Genomic DNA, 17822 nt, shown 5'->3' with positions numbered 1-17822 from the left:
GCCGGTGAGCGGCCCTGCCTCAGCTCTGGTTGAAGAAGCCGTCCTCGCGGTGGGCGGACGCCTCACCGCTGATGATCTCCGTGTCGGCGGGCGTCAGCAGGAACACGCGGTTGGACACGCGGTCGATCGAACCGCGCAGACCGAAGATGAGGCCCGCCGCGAAGTCCACCACGCGCTTGGCGTCGGAGGGTTCCATCGCGGTGAGGTTCATGATCACCGGTACGCCGTCCCGGAACAGCTCGCCGATGGCGCGGGCGTCCCGGAAGCTGTCCGGGGTGACCGTGCCGATCCGGCGGCCCTTCTCCTCGGCCGTGTCCGTGGCCACCTTCACCCGGGGGTCCGTGACCCAGGCGTCCCCGGATTCGGTGCCCTCGGAGTACTCGTCGTCGTAGTAACGCTCGTCATCGTTGTCGTCGACGAGGCCGAGCCACGCACTCGCCTTGCGTACCGATCCCATGGACGCCTCCTCTCACAGCGGTCCTTCTTGCTTCCGCATCCCTATGGTCATCCATGATGCGGACGGCGCGCCAAGTGGATAGACGCCGCGCGGGGGGTTTGTGACGGTACTGGTGCACAGTCGATCCGTCGAGAGTCCTTGTCCCCCAAGGGTCGTGACACTTACGGCTGCTGACTGAGAGTGAAATATGATAGTCGTCGGCGGATGGGTGATGACCGGTGCGTCCGGGTGAATCCCAACGTCGTACCACATCGCGAGGGATCGGCGTGTCCCGAATCGTCAGACCGTGTGTTCATCGTGACGAACTGCGGACTTCTCCGCATCTTCTCCGGGCCCTGACGGGTGATCAGGCCGGACCGCGCCGCTGGTCCTTCAGTTCCGGAGGGCTGATCCGGGACTCCTTGACGGCCGACCCCGTCGTGCCCCACTTCCTCAGGATCCTGGCGTACGTGCCGTCGGCCAGGAGTCTGTTGACCGCCGCCTGGAAGGCGGGGGCCAGCCTGGTGCCCTTCTTGAAGGCGAAGCCCACGTCCAGGCGGTGGTACTCGCCCAGGAACTTCAGGCCCGGCTGGTGGGCCACGGCGTACCGCAGGCCGTTGATCGTCGACATCACGACGTCGCTGCGGCCCTGCTGGACGGACGACCAGATCGCGCTCTGCTCGGAGTACGTCTGCACCTGGTACGCCTTCTTGCCCGCGTCGGTGCACACGTGCTTGTTCTCCTCCAGTGTGGCCTCGAAGGTGGTGCCGGCTCCGGTCGCCACGTTCAGGCCGCACAGCTGCCCGAGGTCGGTGATCTTCGTCAGCCTGCTGTCCTTGCGGGTGGCGAAGCCCTGTCCGTCGTTGACGTAGGTGACGAAGTCGATGGTCTTGCGGCGCTCGTCCGTGACGCCGAAGTTGCTCGCGCCGAAGTCGTACTTGCCGCTGTCCAGCGCGGGCAGGATCGCCTCGAAGCTCGCCTGTTCCACCGTCAGATCGACGCCGAGCACCCTGGCGACCGCCTTGGTGAAGTCGACGTCCTGGCCGGTCGGCGTCTTTCCGTCGGACAGGTAGGTGGTGCCGGGCGGAGTGCCGCCGACGCTGATCGCGACGGTGAGGTGGGTGGTGCCGGCGGGCAGCAGCCGGGCCGCCGCGTCGTCCTTCTTCTCGCGCGAGACGACGTCGGTGGTGGGTACCTCGTCGGACCCCGCGGCCACCGCGGACGTGGCCGTCCCGCCCGAGCCGCAGGCGGTGAGGAGCAGGGCAGCGGAGGTAATGCTGACAAAAGGCATGAAATGCCGCATACGCATCGGTGGCGGTCTCCTGGGAGCAGAAAGGGTTGCAGGGCGCGAGGGGAGGGGTGCGCGTGTGAAGGCGAGGGAAAAGCGAACAGGGAGGAGAAGAGGGAGAACGCGTGCACGCCCGCCCCCAGGGCAGGCGCGTGCAGGGGGTCAGCTCAACAGGAAGAGGACCACACGCGACCGAAGTCGATGTGGGAGCGGGTGACCAGCCACTGCTGTGGATGCATGGGGCAAGTGGAACAGGCATCCGGTTCTGCGTCAACTGACTTGAGAAGTGCGGCTCACAGTTCGGACGACCTTGACAGTGCACCGAAACGCCCGCGTACTCTCGGTGTACGGCCCTGCTGAGGGGCTCGGCCGTGTGAAGGCACCACCCTGACACTTCGCGTCACGGAGCCTTCGCATGTCATCCGACACCCTCGCCAAAGCCCCCACCGCAGCGGAGATTCCCGAGCCGGCGAACGCCCCGCGGATCGTCCCGCGCCGCCGGTACGGCCAGTGGACCGCAGCCGCAGCCGTCCTCGTGCTGCTCGCCCTCGCCGTCAACTCCGTCCTGCGCAACCAGGCGTTCCAGTGGGACGTCGTCGCCGGCTACTTCACCTCGGACTCCATCCTGCGCGGACTGTGGCTCACGCTGTGGCTGACCGCGGTCGTGATGGTCCTCGGCTTCGCCCTCGGCACCCTGCTCGCCGCCTTCCGGCTCTCCGCCAACCCGGTACTGCGGGCGGTCGGGTGGGGCTATGTGTGGCTGTTCCGGTCGATACCGATCCTGGTGCAGCTGCTGCTGTGGTTCAACATCGGTGCGCTGTACCCGCAGGTGCTCGGCGTGAAGACCGTCAACCTGCTCACCCCGGTCGCCGTCGCGATCGTCGGACTCACCCTGCACGAGGCCGCGTTCGCCGCCGAGGTCGTCCGGGCCGGCATCCTCTCCGTGGACCGCGGGCAGATCGAGGCCGCCCAGGCGCTCGGCCTGAGCCGGTGGCGGCGCTGGTGGCGGATCGTGCTGCCGCAGGCCATGCGGTCCATCGTGCCGCCCGCCGGCAACATGCTCATCGGCACCCTCAAGGGCACCTCGATCGTCAGCGTCATCGCCGTCAACGACCTGCTGTTCTCGGCCCAGTTGATCTACCACCGCACCTACCAGGTCATCCCGCTGCTGATGGTCGCGACCCTCTGGTACGCGGTCGTCACCTCGCTGCTCGGCCTCGGCCAGCACTACGTCGAGAAGTACTACGCACGCGGTACGGAGAACGCCCGATGAGGCCGCAGCTGGTGATCGTGGGAGCCGGGCCGCGGGGGACCGGCCTCCTGGAGCGCATCGCCGCCAACGCCCCCGAGCTGTACGCCCGCACCGGCCTCGACATCCATCTGGTGGACCCGCACCCGCCGGGCGGCGGCCGCATCTGGCGCCAGGCGCAGTCGCCGCTGCTGTGGATGAACTCGCACGCCGAGGACGTCACCATGTTCACCGACGAGACGGTGACCATGGACGGCCCGGTGCGCGCGGGCCCCACCCTGCACGAGTGGGCCGGACTGGACGGCAGCACCTTCGCGGACCGGCAGCTCCAGGGCCGCTATCTGCGCTGGGTGTACGAGCAGGCCCTGGCCGATCTGCCGCCGGGCGTCACCGTCCACCACCACCCCCGGCGCGCCCTGCGGATCAGCGGCCCGCGCGAGGGCCGCCAGCAGGTGTGGCTGGAGGGCCACCCGCGCCCCCTCCTCGCCGACCTGGTGGTCCTCGCGATCGGCCACCTCGACGCCGAACCCGACGACGAGCAGGCCGCGCTTGCCGCCTACGCCCGCGAACACGGCCTGGTGCACCTGCCGCCCGACTTCACCGCCGACAGCGACCTGTCCCCGCTGCGGCCCGGCGAACCCGTCCTCGTGCGGGGCTTCGGGCTGGCCTTCGTCGACCTGATGGTGCTGCTCACCGAGGGACGCGGCGGGCGGTACGAGGGCGACGCCTACCTTCCCTCGGGCCGGGAGCCGGTGCTCCACGTCGGCTCCCGGCGCGGAGTGCCGTACCACTCGAAGATCGGCTACGACTGGACCGGTGACCGGCCCCCGCTGCCCCGTTTCTTCGGACCGGCCGAGGTGGAGGCGCTGCTGGCCCGCGCGGACGGCTTCGACTTCCGGCGCGATGTGTGGCCGCTGGTGGAGAAGGAGCTGGGCTTCGCCCACTACCACCGGCTGTTCACCGCCCACGCCGGGCGTACGGCGATGGCCTGGGCCGACTTCGAGGAGAAGTACGCGGCCGCCGCCGGCCCCGCGGAGACCGAGGCGCTGGTCACCGCCGCCGTACCGGATCCCGCCGACCGGCTCGACCTCGCCGCGCTCGACCACCCGCTGGCCGGGGTGCGGTACGCCTCGCACGAGGAGCTCCAGGACGGGCTGCGCGCCTACGGCGAGGGCGATCTGGCGCGGCGGCACGATCCGTCGTACAGCGCCGACCTGAGCGTCTTCCTCGGGCTGCTCTCCGTCTACGGGCAGCTCGTCCGGCTCGGGAACACCGGTCCCTGGTGGCACGGCTTCTTCAGCTACCTCGCGTCCGGGCCGCCCGGACCCCGGCTGCGGCAGATGCTCGCGCTGTCCCGGGCCGGGCTGCTGAAGTTCGTCGGCGCCGACATGACCGTCACCGCCGAGGACGGCGTGTTCCGGGCCGCCAGCCCCACCGTGCCCGGCTTCTCGGTCGAGGCCCGCGCACTGGTCGAGGCCCGGCTGCCCGAGCCCACCGTCGGCCGGGCCCGCGACCGCCTGCTGCGCGGGCTGCACGCCGACGGCGCCGCCGAGACCCCCGAGGGGCTGCTCCGCGTCGACCCCGGCGACGGCCGGATCCTCGACGGCGCCGGGCGGCCGCATCCCCGGCGCTTCGCGCTCGGTCCGTACACCGACGCCCGCACCCCCGGCGCCTTCACCCGGCCCCGCACCGGCGGGGCCGCGTTCCGGCAGAACGACGCCACCGCCCGGGCGGCGCTGGCCTTTCTGAGCGCCTCACACGTAAAGGAACCCGCGCGATGAGCGTCATGGTCGACATCAGGTCCGTGCACAAGAGCTTCGGCTCGCTCGACGTCCTCAAGGGCATCGACCTCCAGGTGCGCGCCGGTGAGGTGACGGTCGTGCTCGGCCCCTCCGGCTCCGGCAAGTCCACGCTGCTGCGCACCATCAACCATCTGGAGAAGGCCGACCGGGGCGAGATCAGCGTCGACGGCTCACTGATGGGCTACCGGCGCGCCGGGGACAAGCTGTACGAGCTGCCCGAGCGCGAGGTGCTCCGGCAGCGCACCCGGATCGGGTTCGTCTTCCAGAGCTTCAACCTCTTCCCGCACCTCACGGTCCTCGACAACGTCGTCGAGGCGCCCGTGTCCGCGCTGAGACGGCCCCGGAAGGAGGCGGTGGCGGGCGCGCGCCGGCTGCTGGAACGGGTGGGGCTCGGGGACAGGGCCGGCGCGTACCCCCGGCAGCTGTCCGGTGGGCAGCAGCAGCGGGTGGCCATCGCACGGGCGCTCGCGCTGGAGCCGAAGCTGCTGCTGTTCGACGAGCCGACCTCCGCGCTCGATCCCGAGCTGGTCGGTGAGGTCCTCGACGTCATCAAGGGCCTGGCGGCCCAGGGCACGACGATGATCGTCGTCACGCACGAGATCGCCTTCGCCCGTGAGGTCGCCGACACGGTGGTCTTCATGGCCGACGGCAGGATCGTCGAACAGGGGCCGCCGAGCGAGGTGCTGGACCGGCCGCGGCAGGAGCGGACCCGGGCGTTCCTGGCGAAGGTGCTGTGAGGATGCGGAGGCAGTGGCGGCGGGGGCGCCGGGGATGAGCAGCCTGCTGCATCTCGCCGCCGCCGTCGACCTTCCGGACTGCTTCGGTGCCGAACCGTACGTCGAGCTGGTCCGGCTCGCCGAGCGTGGCGGGCTGGACTTCGTGACGCTGGACGACTCCTTCGCCCGGCCCGGCCCCGACGCGCTCGCCGTGCTGTCCCGGGCGGCGCCCGCGACCCGGCGCATCGGCCTGGTCCCGACCGTCACCACCACCCACACCGAGCCCTTCCGGGTGCAGGCCGCCGTGGCGACGCTGGACTGGGTCAGCCGGGGGCGGGCCGGATGGCGGATCGACGTGTCCGCCGGCGAGGCCGAGGCCCGGCTCTTCGGCGGACGCCGGGCGGAGTCCGCCGAGGCGCTGTGGGACGAGGCGGGTGAGGTCGCCGACGTGGCCGCGAAGCTGTGGGACAGCTGGGAGGACGGCGCCGAGATCCGGGACGTGCCGACCGGCCGTTTCCTGGACCGGGACAAGCTGCACCGCGTCGACTTCACCGGCAGCGCCTTCTCGGTCCGGGGCCCCTCGACCGTGCCGCGGCCACCGCAGGGCCACCCCGTGCGCGTGCTCGACGCCACCGAGGGCCGGGCCCGTACCGTCGCCGCCCGCCACGCGGACGTGGCCCTGGTCCGCGCCGCGACCCCCGCCGAGGCCGCCGCCGTACGCGACGAACTGCGCGCTCGGACCGTCGGGTGCGGGCGGGACCCGGACACCCTGCGGATCCTGGTGAGCCTGCTGGTCGACCTCGGCGACGGGGAGTACGCGGCCGATCCCGGACACGGTGGCGGCGGCCCCCGGCCGAGCGCGCGCGGGCCGCTGTACCGGGGCGGCCCGGTCGACCTCGCCGAACTGGTCGCAGGCTGGCACGCCGACGGTGTCACGGACGGGTTCCACCTCGTGCCCGTCGAGCCGCGCCGTGACCTGGAGCGGCTGGTCAACGGCACGGTGGCGCTGCTCCAGCACCGTGGTCTGTTCCGCACCTTCTACCCGGGCAGTACCCTGCGCGAGCACCTGGGTCTGGCCCGGCCCGCCAACCAGTACGCCATGACCGGGGGAACGTCATGACCGTACGGCGCAGGATGCACCTGGCGGTCCGGTTCCCCGGGGCCGGCGACGCCACCGTGTGGACGGATCAGCGGGTCGGCGCGCAGATCGAGTTCGCCGCCCACGAGCGCCTCGCCCGCACCGCCGAACGCGGACGGTTCGACTTCCTGCTGCTCGACGAGGACCTGCGACTGCCCGAGCACCGGGGGCGGCCGCACGACGTGCACCCGGTGGGCCGGCCGGAGCCGGTCGCCGTGCTGAACGCGCTGGCCGGGGTCACCGACCGGCTCGGACTGGCGGCCGGTGTGCACAGCGCGTCCGGTGAGCCGTACGAAATCGCCCGCCGGCTCGCCACCCTGGACCATCTCAGCGGCGGCCGGGCGGCCTGGCACACGGTGACCGGGGCGGACGCCCGCACCGGTGCGAACCTCCGCTCCTGCGGCCGGCCGGGCCCCGGCGCACGGGCTGATGAACTCTCCCGCGTGGTAAGGGGATTGTGGGACTCCTGGGCGCCCGACGGGACACCCCGCCCGTTCGCGCACCGCGGCCGGTGTTTCGAGGTCGCGGGGGAGTTCGCCCTGCCCCGCTCCCCCCAGGGGCATCCCGTGATCATCCGGGCGGGCGAGTCCGAGGGGGCGCGGGAGTCGGCCGCGGCCTCGGCCGACGTGCACCTCGTCCGGCACGGCTCGCCGGAGGCGGCCCGCGCGCGCCGCGCCGACACCACGCGGCGGCTCGCGGCGTACGGCCGGACATCGCGGGACCTGAGGGTCATGCCCGTCGTCACCGTCGTCCTCGCGGACACCGCCGAGGAGGCGCAGGAGCGGGCCGCCGGGATCCGGCGGCAGCGGATCACCCCGCGGTACGCGCTGTGCGCGCTGGAGCGGATCTGGGGGACCGACCTGTCCGCCTGTGACCCCGACGGCCCGCTGCCCGAGACGGCCCCCGCGGGCCGGGACGGCGCGACGCAGGCGCTCGCCGAGCGGTGGCGGGCGCTCGCGAAGGAGAAGGGGCTGTCCATCCGGGAGACCGTGATCGAGGCGAGCGGGCGGCAGTCCTTCGTCGGCACGCCCGACGCGGTCGCCGCCGAGCTGGACCGGTATGTCCAGGAGGGGGCCGCGGACGGTTTCGTCCTCGTCCCGCAGCTCGCGGACGGTCTGGAGGAGTTCGTGGACCGGGTGGTCCCGCTGCTCCAGGAGCGCGGTGCGCTCCGCACCCAATACCGGGGCAGCACGCTCCGCTCCCATCTCGGGCTGCCGCACCCGGGGGAGGACTGACCACGGATGAAAGGAACCGACGGCATGACGACGGACCCCGCCGAGGCGTGGCAGCAGTGGCACGCCCAGCGCGTGGAGGAGGTCTCGGCGCCCTACGGGCCGCTTGCGCTGACCGCCACGCACTGGGTCGAGGACCATCCGGAGGGGCGACTTCCGGACATCCCCGGGACCTGGGTGGCGGATGGTGAGGGCGTTGTGCTCACCGCCGCCGGGGCCGAGGGACTGACCGTGGACGGGAGGCCCTTCGCGGGCGCGGTCCGGCTCGCCGCCGACCCCGGGCCGGTGACCGGGGCGCGGGTCGCGCTGGGGGACAAGCGGCTGGTCGTGCTGGTCCGCGAGGGTGTCTGGGGCGTACGGGTCTACGACCCCGGGTCCGGGACCCGGCGCGCGTTCAAGGGCATCGAGGCCGCCGCGTACGAGTCCCGCTGGTCGGTGCCGGGGCGGTTCACGCCGTACGACGGCACGCGCACCGTGCGGGTGGGCAACGCGGACGGGCGCGAGCGCGGGCTCGCCCTCGCCGGTGAGCTGGCCTTCACCCTGGCGGGCCGGGAGCTGACCCTGCAGGTCGCGCGGCAGGGCGACGGGCTGCTGTGGGCGGTGTTCGCCGACGCCACCAGCGGCGGCACCAGTTTCCGGTTCCGTTTCCTGTATCCGGCCGCGCCGGACGCCGAGGGACGTACGACCGTCGACTTCAACCGCGCCCAGCTCCCGCCGTGCGCCTTCGCCGACCATTTCATCTGCCCCCTCCCGCCGCCCGGCAACACGCTGGACGTGGCGATCGAGGCGGGCGAACGCGCGCTGAGCTGATGTCAAGCGTCTGCTGCGTAAGAGTGGTTTAAAGTCGGACGGCCGAAAGGCACTCTTGTGGCGACCGGTCGTTCGGCCGAATACTCCCCCTCAGCGCTTGTCAGGGGGCATGCATGTTCGGGATCCGGCCATCCCCCTGGCTGCGACTCACGGGCCCCGACCCCACGCGGGCCCCCCGACTTCCCCTGGGAGGGAACGAAAAGTGAGGATCAAGCGCACCACTCCCCGCAGCGGCACCGCGAGACGGACCCGGCTGATCGCCGTGGCCACCGGCCTCCTGGCCGCGGCCGCGTTCGCCGCCCCCACCGCGAACGCCAGCGACGACCACTCGTTCAGCGCCGCCCAGCTCAACAAGGTCGACGACTCCGTCCTCAAGGCCGACGTACCCGGTACGGCCTGGGCGGTGGACAGCAGGACCGACCGCGTCGTCGTCACCGTCGACAGCACGGTGACCCAGGCCGAGATCGCCAGGATCAGGCGGCAGGCCGGCGCCGACGCGGGCGCGCTCACCATCAAGCACACCCCCGGCAGGTTCAACAAGCTCATCAGCGGTGGCGACGCCATCTACGGCGGCCAGTACCGCTGCTCGCTCGGCTTCAACGTGCACAGCGGCAGTACCTACTACTTCCTGACCGCCGGTCACTGCGGCCAGGTCGCCTCCACCTGGTACAGCAACTCCAGCCACAGCACGGTGCTCGGCACCAACGTCGGCTACAGCTTCCCGGGCAATGACTTCGCGCTCGTCCGGTACACGAACTCCTCGATCTCGCACCCGAGTTCCGTGGGCAGCCAGTCCATCACGAGCGCGGCCACGCCGTCCGTGGGCACGACCGTCTACCGGCGCGGTTCCACCACCGGTACGCACAGCGGCCGGGTCACCGCGCTGAACGCGACCGTCAACTACGGCGGCGGTGACGTCGTCTCCGGGCTGATCCAGACCACGGTGTGCGCCGAGGGCGGCGACAGCGGTGGCCCGCTGTACGCGGGCAGCGTGGCGTACGGGCTGACGTCCGGGGGCAGCGGTGACTGCACCTCCGGTGGTACGACGTTCTTCCAGCCGGTGACCGAGGCGTTGAGCTACTACGGGGTCACGCTGCCGTAGCGAGCGGCGGCTCCGGCTTCCTCGAAAGTCCCCGTACGCGCCCCGCGTACGGGGACTTTTCCTCGCCCGGAGAGGGTAAGGAACAAGCCGAGCGGTGTCATGACGTTCCGCTGAGGAGTACTTGCCCGTAGTGTTTGCGGTGCGAATTTCCTGGACTGATCGTGTCCAGTCAAGCCCAGGGGGGTGCGCAAGCCCTCTCTGCGCGCGTCCTGAAGTCAACCTTGTGTGCTCCCTGTGCGGTTCGGAAGAGTAGGCGCTCGTCAACCAGCCTTCCGGCCCGTCGAGCCCCCACAACTCGCGGGCCGTCCCCCCACAGGAGGACGTGAGTTGAAGCACCGACGCATATCCGGGCGGCGGGCCGCCATGGCCGGTGCGGGAATCGCCGCACTGGTCGCCGCGGGTGTCACCTTGCAGAATGCGAACGCCAGCGAGCCCGTGAAGTCCGCTCCGCGGCTGCGGGTCCTGTCCGCACCGGCGGCTGGAAACCTCGCCTCGGCATTGCTGAAGAACCTCGGCTCCGACGCGGCCGGCAGCTATTACGACGCCCGGGCCAGGAGCCTCGTCGTCAACGTGCTCGACGAGGGCGCGGCGAACACCGTCGAGGCGGCCGGGGCCAAGGCGAGACTCGTCACCAACTCGCTCGCCGCACTCGACGGCGCCCGGACGACGCTGAAGAAGGACGCGACCATTCCGGGGACCTCGTGGGCGACCGACCCGGTCAGCAACAAGGTCGTCGTCACCGCCGACAAGACGGTCTCCGGCGCGCGGTGGGCCAGGCTGAGCCAGGTGGTCGACGGGCTCGGCGGCAAGGCGGAGCTGAGGCGGTCGAAGGGGGCCTTCAAGCCCTTCATCGCCGGTGGTGACGCGATCAGCGGTTCCGGCGGGCGCTGCTCGCTCGGCTTCAACGTGGTCAAGGACGGGCAGCCGTACTTCCTGACCGCCGGGCACTGCACCGCGGCGATCTCCGCCTGGTCGGACTCCAGCGGCAAGGCGATCGGGCAGAACGCGGAGTCCCACTTCCCGGGGACCGACTTCGGGCTCGTCAAGTACACGGCGCAGGTCGACCACCCGAGCGAGGTCGACCTGTACAACGGGTCCACCCAGAAGATCACCGGCGCCGCCGAGGCGACGGTGGGGATGAAGGTGACGCGCAGCGGGTCGACCACCCATGTGCACGAGGGCACGGTCACCGGGCTGAACGCCACGGTGAACTACCAGGAGGGCTCCGTCAGCGGTCTCATCCAGACCGATGTGTGCGCCGAGCCCGGTGACAGTGGTGGCTCGCTGTTCTCGGGGAGCAACGCCATCGGGCTGACGTCCGGGGGAAGCGGGGACTGCACGTCCGGTGGGGAGACGTTCTTCCAGCCGGTGACCGCTGCGCTGTCCGCCACGGGCGCGCAGATCGGCTGACACGTTCGAGTACGCATGGTCACGGAGTCCCGTCCCCCGGTGTGCGGGGGCGGGGCTCCGTGGCGTTTGCGCAGGTGAGGGGTGGCCTCACGGATGTCGTACACATGTTCGGGAATGGGGGTATGGTGGAGGCGGAAGTAGGGAACTGATGTTCGAGAGCTGGTCGGGGCTCACGACTGCGGGAGGTGCGTGTGCCGGGCTTCGCGCATCTGCACACCGTCTCCGGGTTCTCCCTGAGGTACGGGGCATCCCATCCGGAGCGGCTGGCCGAGCGCGCCTCGGAGCGGGGGATGGACGTCCTCGCCCTCGCCGACCGTGACACCGTCGCCGGCGCGGTGCGCTTCGCCAAGGCCTGTGCCGGGGTGGGGGTGCGTCCGGTCTTCGGGGTGAACCTGGCGGTGGGCGAGGCCGAGGCCGTACGGCGTGAGCGGAGGAAGGCGCCGGTGCGGGGCGGTGCCTTTGTCGATGAGTCGGCTCCACGTGTGACCTTCCTTGCCCGTGATGCCCAGGGGTGGGCGGATCTGTGCCGGATCGTCACGGCGGCGCATGCGGGTGCGGGCGCGCCCGAGCTGCCCTGGTCGGGCAACCACGGTGATGGCCTGACCGTGCTGCTCGGGCCGGGGTCGGACGTGGGGCGGGCCCTTGCGGCGGGACGTCCCGACCGGGCCGCGGAGCTTCTCGGGGCGTGGCGTGAGATCCACGGGGACGCCCTGCGGCTGGAGGCCGTGTGGCACGGTCGTACGGGTACCGGGCCCGGCTCCCTGCGGCTGGCCGCCCGTACCGTCGGCTTCGCCGCCGAACAGGGGGTGCGGCCGGTGCTCAGCAACGCCGTCCGGTATGCCGACCCTGGCCAGGGGCCGGTCGCCGACGTGCTGGACGCCGCCCGGCGCCTGGTTCCGATCGACCCGCGCGCAGAGCTGGACTCCGGCGAGGCCTGGCTGAAGGACGCGCAGGCCATGCTGCACATCGCCGAGCGGGTGGTGGAGGCGGCCGGGTACCGGCGGCACACCGCCCTGCGGCTGCTGGAGCAGACCCTGGCCACGGCCGAGGAGTGCCGGGTCGATCCCGAGGGGGACCTCGGTATCGGGACCGTTCACTTCCCCGAGGCGCACCTGGTGGGCGCCGGCCGCCGCACCGCCCAGCGGGCGCTCGCCTCCCGGGCGGTGGCGGGGATGGTGCGGCTCGGTTACGGCGGAAGGCGTGCGTACTGGGAGCGGATGCACCGCGAGCTGGACATCATCGCCCACCACGGCTTCGCCTCCTACTTCCTGACCGTGGCCCAAGTGGTCGACGACGTACGGAAGATGGGCATCCGGGTGGCCGCTCGCGGTTCCGGCGCGGGCTCCCTCGTCAATCATCTTCTGGGTATCGCGCACGCCGATCCGGTCGAGCACGGCCTGCTGATGGAGCGCTTCCTGTCCAAGGAGCGCGTCGTGCTGCCGGACATCGACATCGACGTGGAGTCAGCGCGCCGGCTGGAGGTCTACCGGGCGATCATCGACCGGTTCGGCACCGAGCGGGTCGCGACCGTGTCCATGCCGGAGACCTACCGGGTGCGGCACGCCGTCCGGGACGTGGGTGCCGCCCTGTCCATGGACCCGGCTGAGATCGACCGGGTGGCCAAGTCCTTTCCGCACATCCGGGCGCGTGACGCGCGGGCCGCGCTGGAGGAACTGCCCGAGCTGAAGCAGCTGGCGGGGGAGAAGGACAGGTACGGCAGGCTGTGGGAACTGGTCGAGGCGCTCGACGCCCTGCCGCGCGGGGTCGCCATGCATCCGTGCGGGGTGCTGCTGTCCGACGCCTCGCTCCTTGCCCGTACGCCGGTGGTGCCGACCAGCGGCGAGGGACTGCCCATGTCGCAGTTCGACAAGGAGGACGTGGAGGATCTCGGGCTGCTCAAGCTCGATGTGCTGGGCGTGCGGATGCAGTCGGCCATGGCGCACGCGGTCGCCGAGGTGAAGCGGGTGACCGGGGAGCGGATCGATCTGGACGCGCTGCCGGAGGGGGATCCGGAGACGTACCGGCTGATCCGGTCCACCGAGACGCTGGGGTGCTTCCAGATCGAGTCGCCGGGGCAGCGGGACCTGGTGGGACGGCTGCAGCCGAGTACTTTTCACGATCTGGTCGTCGACATCTCGCTGTTCCGGCCCGGACCCGTGGCCGCCGACATGGTGCGGCCGTTCATCGAGGCGCGGCACGGGCGGGCGCCGGTGCGTTACCCGCACCCGGACCTGGAGGAGTCGCTGCAGGGGACGTACGGCGTCGTCGTCTTCCACGAGCAGGTCATCGACATCGTCGCCGTCATGACCGGATGCGGGCGGGGCGAGGCCGACCGGGTGCGGCGCGGGTTGTCCGACCCGGAGTCGCAGGGGCGGATCCGGGTGTGGTTCGCGCAGGCCGCGGCGGCTCGGGGGTACGACGCGGAAACGATCCGGCGGACCTGGGAGATCGTGGAGGCCTTCGGGTCGTACGGGTTCTGCAAGGCGCATGCCGTCGCGTTCGCCGTGCCGACGTACCAGTCGGCCTGGCTGAAGGCGCATCACCCGGCCGCTTTCTACGCCGGGCTGCTCACCCACGATCCCGGGATGTATCCGAAGCGGCTGCTGCTGGCCGATGCGCGGCGGCGCGGGGTGCCGATCCTGCCGCTGGACGTGAACGTGTCCGGCGTCGCCCATCGGATCGAACTGGTGTCCGAGTCCGGGGTGTGGGGGCTGCGGCTCGCCTTCTCCGATGTGCACGGCATCAGCGAGGCCGAGGCGAAGAGGATCGTGGCCGGGCAGCCGTACTCCTCCCTGGTGGACTTCTGGGAGCGGGCGCGGCCGAGCCGCCCGCTGGCCCAAAGGCTCGCCCAGGTGGGTGCGCTGGACGCCTTCGGTGCCAACCGGCGTGATCTGCAGCTGCACCTGGCCGAACTGCACCGGGGAGCCCGGGGCGGCGGGGGTGGCCAACTGCCGTTGGCGGGCGGGCGGAGGACCGCCTCGGCCGGCCTGCCGGATCTGACATCGGCGGAGCGGCTCAGTGCCGAGCTGGGTGTGCTGTCCATGGACGCCTCGCGCAATCTGATGGACGACCACCGGGAGTTCCTCAAGGAGCTGGGCGTGGTCTCCGCGCGCCGGCTGCGCGAGGTCCGGCACGGCGAGACGGTGCTGGTCGCGGGCGCCAAGGCGGCCACCCAGACCCCGCCGATCCGCTCCGGCAAGCGGGTCGTCTTCTCCACGTTGGACGACGGCACGGGCCTGGTCGACCTGGCGTTCTTCGACGACTCGCACGACGCGTGTGCCCACACCGTCTTCCACTCCTGGCTGCTGCTGGTGCGGGGCGTGGTGCAGCGGCGTGGCCCACGCAGCCTGAGCGTGGTGGGTTCCGCCGCCTGGAACCTCGCCGAGCTGGTGGAACTGCGTGCCGAGGGAGGCCTGGACGAGGTGGCGGCGCGGCTCGCCGCGCCGGTGGCCGAGGGTGCGGGCGGCGATCCGACCGGTGGCCGGCGGATCCAGCTGCCGACCGGATACCAGATGCATCCGTGGGCCGATCTGCGGCCCGCGGGACAGGAGGCCTCACAAGGGCCTGCTGCCGTACGGAAGTTGTGGCACCAGAGTCCGGGGAGTGCGGGATGACCATCCTCTGCGTACGTTTCCAGCTGCCGCCGATGTACGAGGCGGCCCTGCCGGGACTGCTCGGGTTGCTGGAGGACTTCACCCCGGTCGTCGAGGCGCTGCCCCCGGACGGGGCGCTGGCCGATCTGCGCGGGGCCGAGCGGTACTTCGGGCGCAGCGCGGTGGAGCTGGCCTCGGTGATCCGGGTGCGGGCCCTCGCGCGGTACGGCGTCGACTGTGTGATCGGCGCCGGTCCGGGCCCGATGCTGGCCCGCGTGGCGCTGCTGGGCGCCCGGCCCGGGGTGACGTGTGCCGTGCCCGGGGACCCGGACGGCATCGCCGCCTTCCTCGCCGAGCGGCCCGTGTCCGCGCTGCCCGGCGTCGGCGCGGCGACCGCCCGCACCCTGAGCGAGTACGGCCTGGACACCCTGGGCCTGGTCGCCGCCGCGCCGCTGTCCACGCTCCAGCGGCTGATCGGTGCGAAGGCCGGCCGCGAGCTGCGTGAGAAGGCGAGCGGCATCGACCGGGGCCGGGTCGTACCGAACGCCGTCTCCCGTTCGCTGGTGACGGAACGGGCCTTCGAACTGGACGAGCTGGACCCCGGCCGGCACCGCCGTGCCCTGCTGTCCGCCGCCGAGGAACTGGGCGCCCGGCTGCGCGCGGTGGACAGGATCTGCCGCACCCTGACCCTCACCGTGCGCTACGCCGACCGCTCCTCGACCACGCGCAGCCGCACCCTCAGGGAGCCGACCGCGCACTCGGCGGCCCTGACCGGGGCGGCCTACGGCATGTACGAGGCGCTCGGCCTGCAGCGCGCCCGGGTCCGCGCCCTCGCCCTGCGTGCCGAGGGCCTGGCCCCCGCCGGCCAGGCCTCCCACCAGCTCACCTTCGACCCCGTCGACGAGAAGGTCCGCCGTATCGAGGAGGTCGCGGACCGCGCGCGGGCGAAGTTCGGGCCCAGGGCGGTGATGCCGGGGGCACTGGGGGGCGGTGGCGGCTCCACGTCGGTCAGTTGGCCCAGGGCGGCGTGAGGCGGGTGCCGTCGGCGAGCCGCGCCTCCAGGCCGATGGAGGTGGTGACCCAGGAGATCGCGGTGTGGTCGGTGGGGTTCTCGACGGCCAGGGTCGCGCCGGGGTTGACGATCACCGTGTCGCCCGCCGAGATCTGCTCGGCGTGTCCGTCGAGGGTCAGCAGCAGCTCGCCGACGAGCAGATGGAAGATCTCCTCCCGGTTGACGGTGTGGGCGGGCGCCCTGGTGCCGGCCGGGATCTCACCGCGCCAGGCGCAGAGTTCCTTGCTGCCGGTGAGCGGGGTGGCGTAGGAGACGAAACGGGCGCCGTGGATCTCATGGGTGACGGCTGCCGAGGAGCGGACGACGGGCATGGCGGTGATCTCCGTTCAGGTGGTCAAGTTACTTGACTATATGGTCAAGCTGCTTGACCGATTCGTCAAGGGTGTTTCAATGCCCCCGTGCAGAACTCCGAAGCCATGGCCCTGTCCGCCGCCCTGCTCGCCGCCGCGGGCGACCTCACGCAACGCATCCACGACGGCGTCCTCGCCCGCGGCTTCACCGATCTGCGGCCCGCTCACGGCTTCGCCTTCGCCCGGATGGCCCCGGGCGGCGCCACCGTCACCGACCTGGCCGCCCACCTGGGGGTGACCAAGCAGGCGGCGAGCCAGCTGGTGGACGAGATCGTGCGCAAGGGGTACGCCGAGCGTCGGCCGCATCCCGGGGACGCGCGGGCCCGGCTGGTCGTGCTGACCGAGCGTGGGTGGGCCTGCACCCGTGCGGCGGAGGAGGCGGCCGCCGAGGTGGTCGCGGGATGGGCCGGGCTGCTGGGGGAGCGTGAAGTGCGCGCGCTGGGGGAGCGTTTGGCGCGGATCGCTCCGCATGGTCCGATCAAGCCGGCCTGGTGATGATCCGTCAGCTTTTGGCGGGCGCTGGTGATCACTGGAAGTTTTTACTGACGCGTAACTTCACAGCTGAGCTACTCGCCCGTAACTTGACGAGTGAACAGCATCCTCGTGATCCGGATCACAGGGTAAGGCCCCCACCTCCCTTGAGCCGCAAGGAGATCACACGATGCTGCCCTGGAAACGAGCGCTCAGACCCCTCGCCGCGCTGCTCCTCGCCGCCGCCGTCGCCACCGTTCCGGCCGCCGCCGCCCACGCCTCCGACGCCCCCAGCCGGGGCTGGAACGACTTCTCCTGCAAGCCCTCCGCCGCCCATCCCCGCCCGGTCGTCCTGGTGCACGGCACGCTGGGCAACTCGGTCGACAACTGGCTCTCCCTCGCGCCCTATCTGGAGGACCGCGGGTACTGCGTCTTCTCCCTCGACTACGGCCAGTTGTCCGGCGTTCCCCTCTTCTACGGCCTCGGCCCCATCGACAAGTCGGCACAGCAGCTGTCCGCCTTCGTCGACAAGGTGCTCGCCGCGACCGGCGCCGCCAGGGCCGACCTCGTCGGCCACTCCCAGGGCGGCCTGATGCCCCGCTACTACCTGAAGTTCCTCGGCGGAGCCGCCAAGGTGAACGCCCTCGTCGGCCTGGCCCCGGACAACCACGGCGCCACCCTGAGCGGCCTCACCCACCTGCTGCCGTACTTCCCCGGCGCCGGCGACCTGATCAAGGCCACCACCCCCGGCCTCGCCGACCAGATCCCCGGATCCGACTTCCTCGCCAAGCTCAACGCGGACGGCGACACCGTCCCGGGCGTGCACTACACGGTCATCGCCACCAAGTACGACGAGGTGGCCACACCCTGGCAGAGCCAGTACCTGAGCGGTTCCGACGTCCGCAACGTCCTGCTCCAGGACCTGTGCCCGCTCGACCTCTCCGAGCACGTCGCGATCGGCCTGTTCGACCGCATCGCCTTTCACGAGGTGGCCAACGCGCTCGACCCGGCCCACGCCGGCGCCACCACCTGCGCGTCGGCCTTCAGCTGACGTGCCGCCGGGGGGGGGGGGGGGGCGGGGTAGAGAACAGACCCGCGACCGTCACCACGGGGGGGGTGCAAACCCCAGACGGAGCTGAAACGAAAGAGAAGA

General features: G+C 71.7%; 15 protein-coding genes. 12 read left to right on the top strand and 3 right to left on the bottom strand.

The genetic code is table 11. The annotated features are described in order from the left end of the window. Positions 1–19 precede the first annotated feature (19 nt). Both ACZ7HQ_RS29260 and ACZ7HQ_RS29255 read right to left on the bottom strand, forming a co-directional pair. A complete protein-coding gene (locus ACZ7HQ_RS29260) occupies positions 20–457 on the bottom strand; it encodes a cell division protein SepF (RefSeq protein ID WP_470996039.1) in 438 nt (145 codons plus the stop codon). A 346-nt stretch (positions 458–803) separates the two neighbouring features. Beyond that, complete coding sequence (locus ACZ7HQ_RS29255; RefSeq protein ID WP_470996036.1) at positions 804–1727, bottom strand: ABC transporter substrate-binding protein; 924 nt, start codon at positions 1725–1727, stop codon at positions 804–806. Positions 1728–2139: 412 nt separating this feature from the next. Between ACZ7HQ_RS29255 and ACZ7HQ_RS29250 the strand changes: the two genes are divergently transcribed. The 10 genes from ACZ7HQ_RS29250 to ACZ7HQ_RS29205 all read left to right on the top strand — a co-directional run bounded on the left by ACZ7HQ_RS29250 (position 2140) and on the right by ACZ7HQ_RS29205 (position 15807). Then, entirely contained in the window at positions 2140–2997 is an 858-nt protein-coding gene (locus ACZ7HQ_RS29250; RefSeq protein WP_470996033.1) for an amino acid ABC transporter permease, read from the top strand. Further along, complete coding sequence (locus ACZ7HQ_RS29245; RefSeq protein WP_470996030.1) at positions 2994–4754, top strand: FAD/NAD(P)-binding protein; 1761 nt, start codon at positions 2994–2996, stop codon at positions 4752–4754. The genes ACZ7HQ_RS29250 and ACZ7HQ_RS29245 overlap by 4 nt, the downstream gene beginning before the upstream one ends. Then, entirely contained in the window at positions 4751–5512 is a 762-nt protein-coding gene (locus ACZ7HQ_RS29240) for an amino acid ABC transporter ATP-binding protein (protein ID WP_470996027.1), read from the top strand. The genes ACZ7HQ_RS29245 and ACZ7HQ_RS29240 overlap by 4 nt, the downstream gene beginning before the upstream one ends. A 34-nt stretch (positions 5513–5546) precedes the next feature. Then, positions 5547–6611, top strand: a complete 1065-nt coding sequence (locus ACZ7HQ_RS29235; RefSeq protein WP_470996024.1) for an LLM class flavin-dependent oxidoreductase — start codon at positions 5547–5549, stop codon at positions 6609–6611. Beyond that, positions 6608–7864 carry an NtaA/DmoA family FMN-dependent monooxygenase gene (locus ACZ7HQ_RS29230; RefSeq protein WP_470996021.1) on the top strand — a complete coding sequence of 419 codons (1257 nt, stop codon included), beginning with the start codon at positions 6608–6610 and terminating at the stop codon, positions 7862–7864. Before ACZ7HQ_RS29235 ends, ACZ7HQ_RS29230 begins: the two co-directional genes overlap by 4 nt. 24 nt (positions 7865–7888) lie before the next feature. Further along, positions 7889–8671, top strand: a complete 783-nt coding sequence (locus ACZ7HQ_RS29225) for a DUF1684 domain-containing protein (RefSeq protein WP_470996018.1) — start codon at positions 7889–7891, stop codon at positions 8669–8671. 202 nt (positions 8672–8873) lie between these two features. Next, positions 8874–9773 (top strand): S1 family peptidase, encoded by a 900-nt coding sequence (locus ACZ7HQ_RS29220; protein ID WP_470996015.1) that lies wholly within the window; start codon positions 8874–8876, stop codon positions 9771–9773. 327 nt (positions 9774–10100) lie between these two features. Beyond that, on the top strand, positions 10101–11183 hold the full coding sequence (locus ACZ7HQ_RS29215; RefSeq protein WP_470996012.1) for a S1 family peptidase: 1083 nt from the start codon (positions 10101–10103) through the stop codon (positions 11181–11183). Positions 11184–11374: 191 nt separating this feature from the next. Beyond that, on the top strand, positions 11375–14797 hold the full coding sequence (locus tag ACZ7HQ_RS29210) for a DNA polymerase III subunit alpha (protein WP_470996009.1): 3423 nt from the start codon (positions 11375–11377) through the stop codon (positions 14795–14797). Beyond that, positions 14794–15807 (top strand): DNA polymerase Y family protein, encoded by a 1014-nt coding sequence (locus tag ACZ7HQ_RS29205; RefSeq protein ID WP_470996006.1) that lies wholly within the window; start codon positions 14794–14796, stop codon positions 15805–15807. The genes ACZ7HQ_RS29210 and ACZ7HQ_RS29205 overlap by 4 nt, the downstream gene beginning before the upstream one ends. On the opposite strand, the gene ACZ7HQ_RS29200 is transcribed toward ACZ7HQ_RS29205, so the two are convergent. Beyond that, a complete protein-coding gene (locus ACZ7HQ_RS29200; RefSeq protein ID WP_470996003.1) occupies positions 15785–16159 on the bottom strand; it encodes a cupin domain-containing protein in 375 nt (124 codons plus the stop codon). The genes ACZ7HQ_RS29205 and ACZ7HQ_RS29200 overlap by 23 nt on opposite strands. 87 nt (positions 16160–16246) lie before the next feature. Here ACZ7HQ_RS29200 and ACZ7HQ_RS29195 point away from each other — a divergent pair, with 87 nt between their 5' ends. After that, positions 16247–16693, top strand: coding sequence for a MarR family winged helix-turn-helix transcriptional regulator (locus tag ACZ7HQ_RS29195; RefSeq protein WP_470996001.1), 447 nt, complete (start codon positions 16247–16249; stop codon positions 16691–16693). Positions 16694–16859: 166 nt separating this feature from the next. Next, positions 16860–17720: an esterase/lipase family protein gene (locus ACZ7HQ_RS29190; RefSeq protein WP_470995999.1), complete on the top strand. Its 861-nt coding sequence runs from the start codon at positions 16860–16862 to the stop codon at positions 17718–17720. Positions 17721–17822: the final 102 nt, after the last annotated feature.

This window comes from Streptomyces sp. NPDC037290 (assembly GCF_055603245.1).
This window is presented reverse-complemented; position numbering and strand designations above follow the sequence as displayed.